We start from the raw sequence: 8,742 nt of genomic DNA, 5'->3' as shown, positions 1-8,742 counted from the left end.
GCGTCGACCTCAGGCGCAGGACGGCTCGTCACGTCCACAACCTGCACGCACATCTGGGGGAGTTGATGGAGACAGTCAGGGCATGGGTTCTGCCCGCCGGCCCGGAGGACCGTTCGAAGGGGCCGGTGCGCGGTGAGTTGACCCTCAGCCGCATCCCGATCGCGTCGCCCGGCGAACACGAGGTGCTCGTCGAGCCCCTCGTGGGCTGCTGGGAGGCGAACATGGAGCACGCGCTCGCCCGCAGCCCCGTCGACATCGTCCGCCAGCGCGGCGAGGGGCAGATCACGGTCGGCACGTGCGGCGTGGTGCGCGTGCTGTCCGTCGGCTCCGCCGTGCGCGGGCTCCGCGAGGGCCAGGACTGCCTGTGGATCCCGTTCGGCCGGATCGACCGCAACGGCTACGCGGAGACCATCTCCGCCTACGACGCGCCGGGTTCGCCCGGCCTGCTCGCCGAGCGCATGGTCGTGCCCGCCGACCGGCTCGTACCGCTGCCGGAGGACGGCCGGTACCCTGTGGAGCGCTGGGCTCCGTTCGCCCGCTACTTCACCGCCTGGGACAACTGGCGGGTCACCAGCCGCTGCTGGCGCAGCCAGGTCGACGACGCCTGGGACGAGCAGCCGCTCGTCCTCGGCTGGGGCGGCGGCGTGGTCTACGCCGAGCTCGAACTGGCCCGCCGCGAGGGATTCCGTACGGCGATGGTCTCCGGCCGGGACAGCAGGCTCAAGGACATCGCCGCCTCGGGCGCGATCCCGGTCGACCGCCGGGAGTTCCCCGACCTGGACTACACCTGGGCCAAGGAGTCCGGTGAGCCCGACGCGATGGACCGCTACCGCGCCTCCGAGGCACGGTTCCTGGAGATCGTCGGCGAACTCTCCGGCGGCCTCGGCGTCTCGGTCTTCCTGGACAACCTCGGCGGCGGCCTCCACCGGGCCACGCTGAAGAGCCTGGCGCGCGAGGGCGTGGTGTCCACCGTGGGCTGGAAGACCGGCATGCGGCTGTGGAACCTGCGCGCCACCGAGTGCATCACCCGGCACATCCACGTCCATACGCACGCGTGGCGGTTCCAGGACGGCCCCCGCATCCGGGACGTGATGCAGGAGACCGGCTGGCTGCCCAACATCGCCGACGGCCCGGTGACGCCGTTCGACCGGATACCCGAACTGGCCGAGGCCTACAGCCGCGACGACCTCGACGGATACTTCCCGTTGTTCTCCGTCGCCGGGAGGAACTGACCTGATGAGCGCCCGATCCTTCGACGTCGCGGTCGTCGGCATGGCCTGCGCCTTCCCCGGCGCGCCCGACCTCGCCCAGTACTGGGCGAACGTCGTCGCCGGCGTCGACTCGGTCACCGAGGTCGACGCGGAGCGCTGGCCGACCGAACGCCATTGGGCGGGCGCCGAGGCCCCGTCGGCGGAGCAGTCGCCGTCGAAGTGGGGCGGGTTCCTGCCGCCCCTGCCCTTCGACGCACTGAGCCACGGCGTGCCGCCGGCCTCGCTGGGCGCCATCGAGCCCGCCCAGCTGCTGGCCCTGGAGACCGCCACCCGGGCGCTCGCGGACGCGGGCTACGCCGACCGGCCCTTCGACCGGGAGGCGACGTCCGTCGTCTTCGCCGCGGAGGCGGGCGCCGACCTCGCCTCCGCCTACGCGATGCGGTCGCTGCTGCCGCTGCACCTGGACGAATTACCCGCCGAGCTCGACGCGCGGCTGCCGCACCTGACCGAGGACTCGTTCCCCGGCACGCTGGCCAACGTGATCGCGGGACGGGTGGCCAACCGCCTGGACCTCGGCGGACCGAACTACACGGTCGACGCCGCGTGCGCGTCGTCGCTGGCCGCGCTGGACCAGGCCTGCAAGGAACTCCTCGCGGGCACCAGCGACATGGTCCTGTGCGGGGCCGTCGACACGCACAACGGCCTGCACGACTACCTGATGTTCGGCTCGGTGAAGGCGCTCTCGCCGACGGGGCGGTGCCGTCCGTTCGACGCGTCCGCCGACGGCATCGTGCTCGCCGAGGGCGTGGCCTGCCTCGTCCTGAAGCGGCTGGAGGACGCCGAGCGGGACAGCGACCGCGTCTACGCCGTGATCAAGGGCGTCGGCGCGGCCAGCGACGGGCGCGGGCTCGGCCTGACCGCACCCCGCCCCGAGGGTCAGCGGCGCGCACTGGAGCGCGCCTATGCCACCGCCGGAGTCTCGCCGCGCGAGGTCGGCCTCGTGGAGGCGCACGGCACCGGCACGGTACTGGGCGACCGGACCGAACTGGAGACGCTGACCGGCGTGTTCAACGAGGCGGGCGCCGAACCCGGCGCGTGCTCGCTGGGTTCGGTGAAGTCGCTCATCGGCCACGCCAAGTGCGCGGCGGGCATGGCCGGACTGATCAAGGCGGTGCTTGCCGTACACACCGGCGTACGACCGCCGACGCGGCACGTGAAGGCCCCCAACGCCGCCTGGTCCGCCGAGACCAGCCCCTTCGCCTTCGACAGCGCCGCCCGGCCGTGGACCGACATCGAACGGGTCGCCGGGGTCAGCGCGTTCGGGTTCGGCGGCGTCAACTACCACGCGGTCGTCGCCGCCTCCGAGCCGCGCACGAATGCCCCCGCGTCCGCCGGTTCGAAGGCCCGGCTGTTGTTGTTCCGAGGCACCGAGGACGAGGTACGAACCTCCCTGGGCGCGCTCGCCGACCGGCGGGCCGACGGCACCGCGCTCCGCGACCTGGCCGGTGTCACCGGGACCGGCCCGACACGGGTCGCGATCGTCGCCGAGGACACGGCCGGGCTGCGCGAACAGATCGACCTGGCGCTGCGCCTCCAGGACGCGCCCGAGCGCGGCGTCCACGTGGGCGACGGCACCCGCAGGCCCGTCGCGCTGCTCGTCCCCGGACAGGGCAGCCAGCGGCCGGGGATGCTCGCCGACCTGTTCCTGGCCTTCCCCCGCCTGCACCGCTTCCTGCGCGCCGACCCGGCCCTGGCCGACGCCGTGTTCCCGCCCGGCGTCTTCGACGGCGACGCCCCGCGCCTGGTGGACACCCGCCTCGCGCAACCCGCCCTCGGCATCGGCGGCCTGGCCGCGCTCGACCTGCTGCGCGCCTGTGGTGTCGAGGCCGACCTGCTGGGCGGCCACAGCTACGGCGAGCTCGTCGCCCTCGCCGCCGCCGGCGTGCTTCCCGAGGGCGCTGTGCTGCCGCTGAGCGGCGCCCGCGCCGAGGCCATGCACGCCGCCGCCGGTACGGACGCGGGCGCGATGGCCGCCGTCGCCGCGCCCGCCGACGCCGTCGCCGCGCTGCTCACCGAACACGGCCTGGCCGAGGACGTGGTCCTCGCCAACCACAACGCGCCGGATCAGGTGGTGCTCGCCGGATCCGGCGCCGGGATCGACGCCGCCGTCACCGCGCTGCGCACCGCAGGGCGCACGGCCAAGCGGCTCCCGGTCGCCGCCGCGTTCCACAGCCCCCGGATGGCGCCCGCCGCCGAGGCGTTCGCCGAGGTGCTGGCGGCCCAGGAGTTCCGCGCGCCCGAGGTGCCCGTGTGGTCCGGGGCCACCGCGGAGCCGTACCCGGCCGAACCGGCCGCCGCACGGGCGCTGCTGGCCGGCGCCCTCGCGAAGCCCGTCCGGTTCGCCGAGCAGATCGAGCGGATGTACGCCGCCGGGGCCCGCGTCTTCGTGGAGGCGGGGCCCGGCACCGTGCTGACCCGCCTGGTCGGCGCCGTCCTTGGCGACCGCCCGCACACGGCCCTGTCCGTGGAGGCGCCCGGCCGCCCCGGCCTGCCACACCTGCTCGGCACCCTCGCCGCCCTCGCCGTACGCGGGGTTCCGGTGCGGCCGGACGAGCTGACCGGGGACCCTACGACGGCACCGGAACCGGCGGCTTCCGCGCGGTGGACTGTGGACGGCCACCTGGTCCGTACGGCGGACGGCAAGCCCGTCCCGGGCGGCCTGCGGCCCGTCGAACCGCCTGTCGCACTCACCACCACGGGCGGCGAACGCGACGAGACCGTCATCGAGTTCCTGCGCGGCACCCAGCACATCGTCGCCGCTCAGCAGGAGGTCATGCTCCGCTACCTCGGCGGCGAAGCCTCCGCTGGCACTCCCGCGCCCGCGCCCGACCCTGCCCCCGCAGTGGTGAAGCCGCCCGCCGAGTCCGTACCCGCATCCGCTCCCGATTCCGCTGCCGCGCCGACGGTGCTGGAACTGATCGCGCGGCGGACCGGGTACCCGGCCGACATGCTCGACCCGGACCTGGACCTGGAGGCCGCGCTCGGCGTCGACTCGCTCAAGCGCACCGAGATAGCCGCTACCCTCCTCGGCGGCACCCCGCACGCCGAGTCCGTGGGCGCCCTCGCCGACCTGCGCACCATCCGGGAGATGTCCGACTGGCTGGCCGCCCGCACCGACGGCGGCACGCGTCGCCACGTGGTCGAGCTGGTGCCCGCGCCGCACGTCGCGGGGGAGTGGCGGATCGAACGCGCAGCGATCAGCGGAGGCGGCGAGGTCGCCGCTGAACTGGTCCTGCTGCTCAAGGAGCGCGGCACCGAGGTCGTGGACGACCCCGCCGACTGCGACACGTTCCTGCTGCTCGACGCGCTCGGCGGTGGCGACCCCGTCCTGCCCGGCCGCTTCGCCGCCCTGCGGGCGGCCGTCCTAGCGGGCGTACGCACCCTGTTATTGGCCACGTGCCATGACAGAGGTCCGGCCGGCGCGGGCCTGCACGGCTTCGCCCGTGCCATCTCCCGTGAGCACCCCGGCCTCGCCGTGGTTGCGGTCGATCTGCCTGATGGGCAGCCCCCCTCCGTGGCGGCGCGGACGCTGGCGGACGAACTCGGCGCGCTTGGGCCGTCCGTCGGTCACCTCGACGGGCACCGCGCCCTCTGGCGCACGACCCCCGCCGCGCTGCCCGCTACACCAGCCGGCGGTGTCACCGCCGCGGACCTCGGGCTCGACAGCGAAAGCGTCGTCCTGCTGACGGGTGGCGCCCGCGGCATCACCGCCCGCCTCGCGGCCGTCCTGGCCGAACGCACCGGCTGCCACATCGAGTTGGTCGGCCGCAGCGAGGCCGCCGCCGATGCCGCCCTGGACGAGGCCGCTCTGCGGGCCCGTCTGATCGCCGAGGGCGGGCGCACCCCGGCCGAGATCGAGCGTGAGGTGCGCGCGTACGCCGCGTCCCGCGAAGTCCGGCTCTGCCTTGACGCCCTCGCCGGGACAGCCGCGTCGGTGCGCCACCACCGCGCGGACGTACGTGACCCGGAGCGGCTCCGTGCCGTCCTCGACGACGTGTACGCCCGGCATGGACGCCTCGACACCGTCGTGCACGCGGCGGGCATCGTCCACGACCAGATGCTGCGCGACAAGTCCCCGGAGTCATTCGCCGAGGTCTTCGAGACCAAGGTCGCGGGCGCCCGCGCACTGGCGGCGCACCTGCGCCCCGGGCTGCGTCACCTGGTGCTGTTCGGCAGCATCGCGGGCGTCCTCGGCAACCGGGGCCAGAGCGACTACGCCGCCGCCAACGACGCCCTCGACACCTTGGCCCGCCAGTGGTCCGGCCGGGTCGCCGACCGGGTGCTCGCCCTGGACTGGGGCCCGTGGGCCGCGGACGCGGGCGGCATGGTCACCCCCGAGTTGGAGCGTGCGTATGTACGCAGCGGCATCGGCCTGATCGACCCGGACGAGGGCGTGGCGGCGTTCCTGCGCGAGCTGGCGTTCGGCCGCGACCTCCAGGTGCTGCACGCCGTCGGCGACCTCGCCGCTTTCGGGGGCGGCCTTGACTGACGTGCTCCTCGCCGCCGGGCGCACGCCCGCCGAGCTGCTCGACGCGCTGCGCTCGCGCCGCCCCGTCGGCACCGGGCCCTGCCGGGTCGCCGTGTTCGACCCCACGCCCGAGCGCGTGGAACAAGCCGCCCTGCTCGTCGCACGCGGTGAGCCCTGGCGCGGCGGCAACGACCTGTGGTTCACCCCGGGCCCCGGGCTCGCGGGCGGCGTCGTGTTCCTCTTCCCGGGCCTGGACGCCCGCACCGGTCCGGCCCCCGACGACGTCAGAGGCTGGTTGGGCCTGCCCGCCGAACCAGGGGCCAGCGACGACACCCTCGGCGCTCGGACCCAGGCGGCGCTGCGGTTGAACCGGGTCCTCGACACCGCGCTGCGCCGCGTCGGGATCGCCCCCGACGCCGTGGCGGGCCACAGCGCGGGAGAGTGGAGCGCCCTGTTCGCCGCGGGCACGTTCCCCGCGTCGGCCTTCGAGGCGCTGGCCCGCGACATGGGCACCTCGCCCGTGCCGGACGTGGTCTTCGCCGCCGTCGGCCTGCCCGCCGAAGCGGCCGCCCGGCTGGCCGAGGGCGAGGCCCGCGTCGTGCTCTCCCACGACAACGCGCCCGACCAGAGCGTGCTCTGCGGAGACGAGGACGCCGTGGCGCGCTGCCTGGACCAGATCGCCGACCCGGCGGTCCCGCGCCGGATGCTGCCGTTCCGGTCGGGGTTCCACACGCCGATGCTGGCCCCGTACCTGCCCGGCTTCGCCGCCGTGTTCGACCGGATACCGCTGGAGCGGCCCGCCGTGCGCGTCTGGTCCGCGACCACGGTCCGACCTTACCCGGACGACGAGGAGCTGTTACGGGCGCTGCTGGAACGGCACCTGCTCGAACCCGTCCTCTTCCGCTCGGTGGTGGAGCGCCTCTACGACGACGGCGCCCGCGTGTTCGTCCAAGTCGGCTGTGGAAGCCTCCCCCGCTTCGTCGCGGCCACGCTCGCCGACCACCCCCACGCGGTGGTCAGCGCCGGGTCCACGACCCGGCCGCAACTCGACCAGCTGCGCTGGGCCGCAGCCGCGCTCTGGGCGGAGGGCCGCGCCCCCGACCTGGGCGCGCTCGGCCTGGCCGCGCCCGGCGGCGACACCGTGGCCGCCGCCTACGAGGCGGCCATGGCCACCGTCAGTGCGTCCATCGACGAGGTCTACCGGAACTGGAAGGGGCAGGTGTGAGCGAGCAACGTCGAGCAGTCGTGACGGGTGTGGCCAGCGGGATCGGCGCGGCCGTCGCCGGGCGGCTGCTCCGGGCGGGCTGGGCGGTCACCGGCTGGGACCGCAGGCCTGGCGCCGACTCCGGCATCGACTGGCACACGGTGGACGTCCGCGACGCCGAGGCCGTGCACGCCGCCGCCGAGGCGGTGCCCGAGGCCGACCTGCTCGTCAACAGCGCGGGCGTGGGCGCCATCGCGCCGTCGGCCGAGCTGCGGCCGGAGACCTGGGAGCGCGTCCTCGGAGTCAACCTCAGCGGCACGTTCTACTGTGCCCAGGCCCTGTTCCCCGCGCTGGCCGCGCGCGGCGGACTCGTGGTGAACGTCGCCTCCGTCATGGCGCACCGCGCCGTTCCGGGCCGCGCCGCCTACTGCGCCTCCAAGGCGGGCGTTGTGATGCTCACCGAGGTGCTCGGCGTGGAGTGGGCCGAGCACGGGGTGCGCGTCCTGGCCGTCAGCCCCGCCTATGTGCGTACGCCGCTGGTGGAGAAGGGCTTCGAGAACGGCAACCTCGACGAGGCCGCCATCGTCGCCCGCACCCCGCTGGGCAGGCTCGCCACGCCCGGCGAGGTCGCCGACCTCGTCCTCGACCTCACCGGCGACCGATTCGCGTACATGACCGCCTCCACCCTGCGTTTCGACGGCGGCTGGGTCGCCGACGGCGTGTTCCCCCGCTGAGCCGCCCACGATGAAGGAGTACCGACCGACCATGCCTCCCGCCGACTTCGGGATCTTCGGCCTCGCGCACGCCCTCGGCGACCCGAGGGACGTCACCGCCACCGCGGCCGACTACGTCGACGACCCCGACCGGGTGCTGCTCTGGGGCTACCGCACCTACCACCGGTCGCCCGAGGGCACCACGCCCACCGCGCTCGCCGCCCGCGCCGCCACGAAGGCGCTCGCCAAGGCGGGCGTCGACCCGAGGGACCTTGACCTCGTCGTGGTCGCGGACAGCAGCGTCCCCGACTACCTGCTGTGGGACGCCTCCACGGCGCTCGCTTCCGAGATCGGCGCCACCGCGTCGCCCACGCTGCTGCTCACCCAGGGCTGCGCGTCCGGCGTCACCGCCTTCCAGCACATCGCCGGCGTGTTCGCCACCCGCGACGACGTCGACACCGTGCTGCTCGTCGCCGTGAACCAGGCGAGCGAGGCGCACACCAACCGCATGCGCAGCAACACGCTGCTTTCCAGTGACGGAGCCGCGGCAGCCGTGCTGCGCAGAGGCCACGGCAGGGGGCGGTGGCTGGCCACCGAACAGATCACCGATCCGACGTACAACAACTTCTACCGCGTCGAGTACGGCGGCGCCGCCGCGCCCTTCGCGCCCGAAGGCACCGGCAACCTCGACGTCGACCCGCTCGCGCTTGTGTACCAGCACTTCCGCCGTGAGCCCGAGGACCTGGCGCGGTTTGTCCGTACCCTCAACAGCCGGGTGCGCACGGTCTACGAGCGCGCCTGCGACCGCGCGGGCGTGGACACCGACCAGGTGGCGAAGTTCCTGTTCCTCAACGACAACCAGGACAGCCTCGCCGACATCGCCAAGGCCATCGGCATACCGCTGGAGCGCACCAACGCCGCGCTCGGCGCCGACCTCGGCCACTGCGGCGGTGCCGACCAGCTCATCTGCCTCGACACCTATCTGGAGCGCGGTGAGCTCGCCGAGGGCGACGTGGTCGCCCTCGCGGGCATCTCCATCGGCATGCACTGGTACTGCACGCTGCTCGCCGTCTGACCCCGTGACCC

5 protein-coding genes are annotated in these 8,742 nt (G+C 74.4%); all 5 read left to right on the top strand.

Going from position 1 to position 8,742, the window contains the following annotated elements; genetic code table 11:
• Nucleotides 1–65: 65 nt before the first annotated feature.
• From ACZ69M_RS10095 to ACZ69M_RS10075, 5 genes are read left to right on the top strand one after another with little or no spacing between them, the layout of a single operon-like run.
• Nucleotides 66–1,232: a zinc-binding alcohol dehydrogenase family protein gene (locus ACZ69M_RS10095; RefSeq protein ID WP_470048348.1), complete on the top strand. Its 1,167-nt coding sequence runs from the start codon at nucleotides 66–68 to the stop codon at nucleotides 1,230–1,232.
• A 4-nt stretch (nucleotides 1,233–1,236) separates the two neighbouring features.
• Complete coding sequence (locus ACZ69M_RS10090; RefSeq protein ID WP_470048346.1) at nucleotides 1,237–5,760, top strand: type I polyketide synthase; 4,524 nt, start codon at nucleotides 1,237–1,239, stop codon at nucleotides 5,758–5,760.
• Nucleotide 5,761: 1 nt separating this feature from the next.
• Entirely contained in the window at nucleotides 5,762–6,964 is a 1,203-nt protein-coding gene (locus tag ACZ69M_RS10085; protein WP_470048401.1) for an ACP S-malonyltransferase, read from the top strand.
• The gene (locus ACZ69M_RS10080) at nucleotides 6,961–7,677 is read left to right on the top strand and encodes an SDR family NAD(P)-dependent oxidoreductase (RefSeq protein WP_470048344.1); all 717 of its coding nucleotides are present in this window, start codon (nucleotides 6,961–6,963) and stop codon (nucleotides 7,675–7,677) included. The genes ACZ69M_RS10085 and ACZ69M_RS10080 overlap by 4 nt, the downstream gene beginning before the upstream one ends.
• Before the next feature lie 31 nt (nucleotides 7,678–7,708).
• Nucleotides 7,709–8,731 carry a 3-oxoacyl-ACP synthase III family protein gene (locus ACZ69M_RS10075; protein ID WP_470048342.1) on the top strand — a complete coding sequence of 341 codons (1,023 nt, stop codon included), beginning with the start codon at nucleotides 7,709–7,711 and terminating at the stop codon, nucleotides 8,729–8,731.
• Nucleotides 8,732–8,742: the final 11 nt, after the last annotated feature.

Source organism: Streptomyces sp. NPDC107454 (assembly GCF_055582885.1).
Note: the sequence above shows the minus strand (reverse complement) of the source record. Positions and strands in the feature narration are given on the sequence as shown.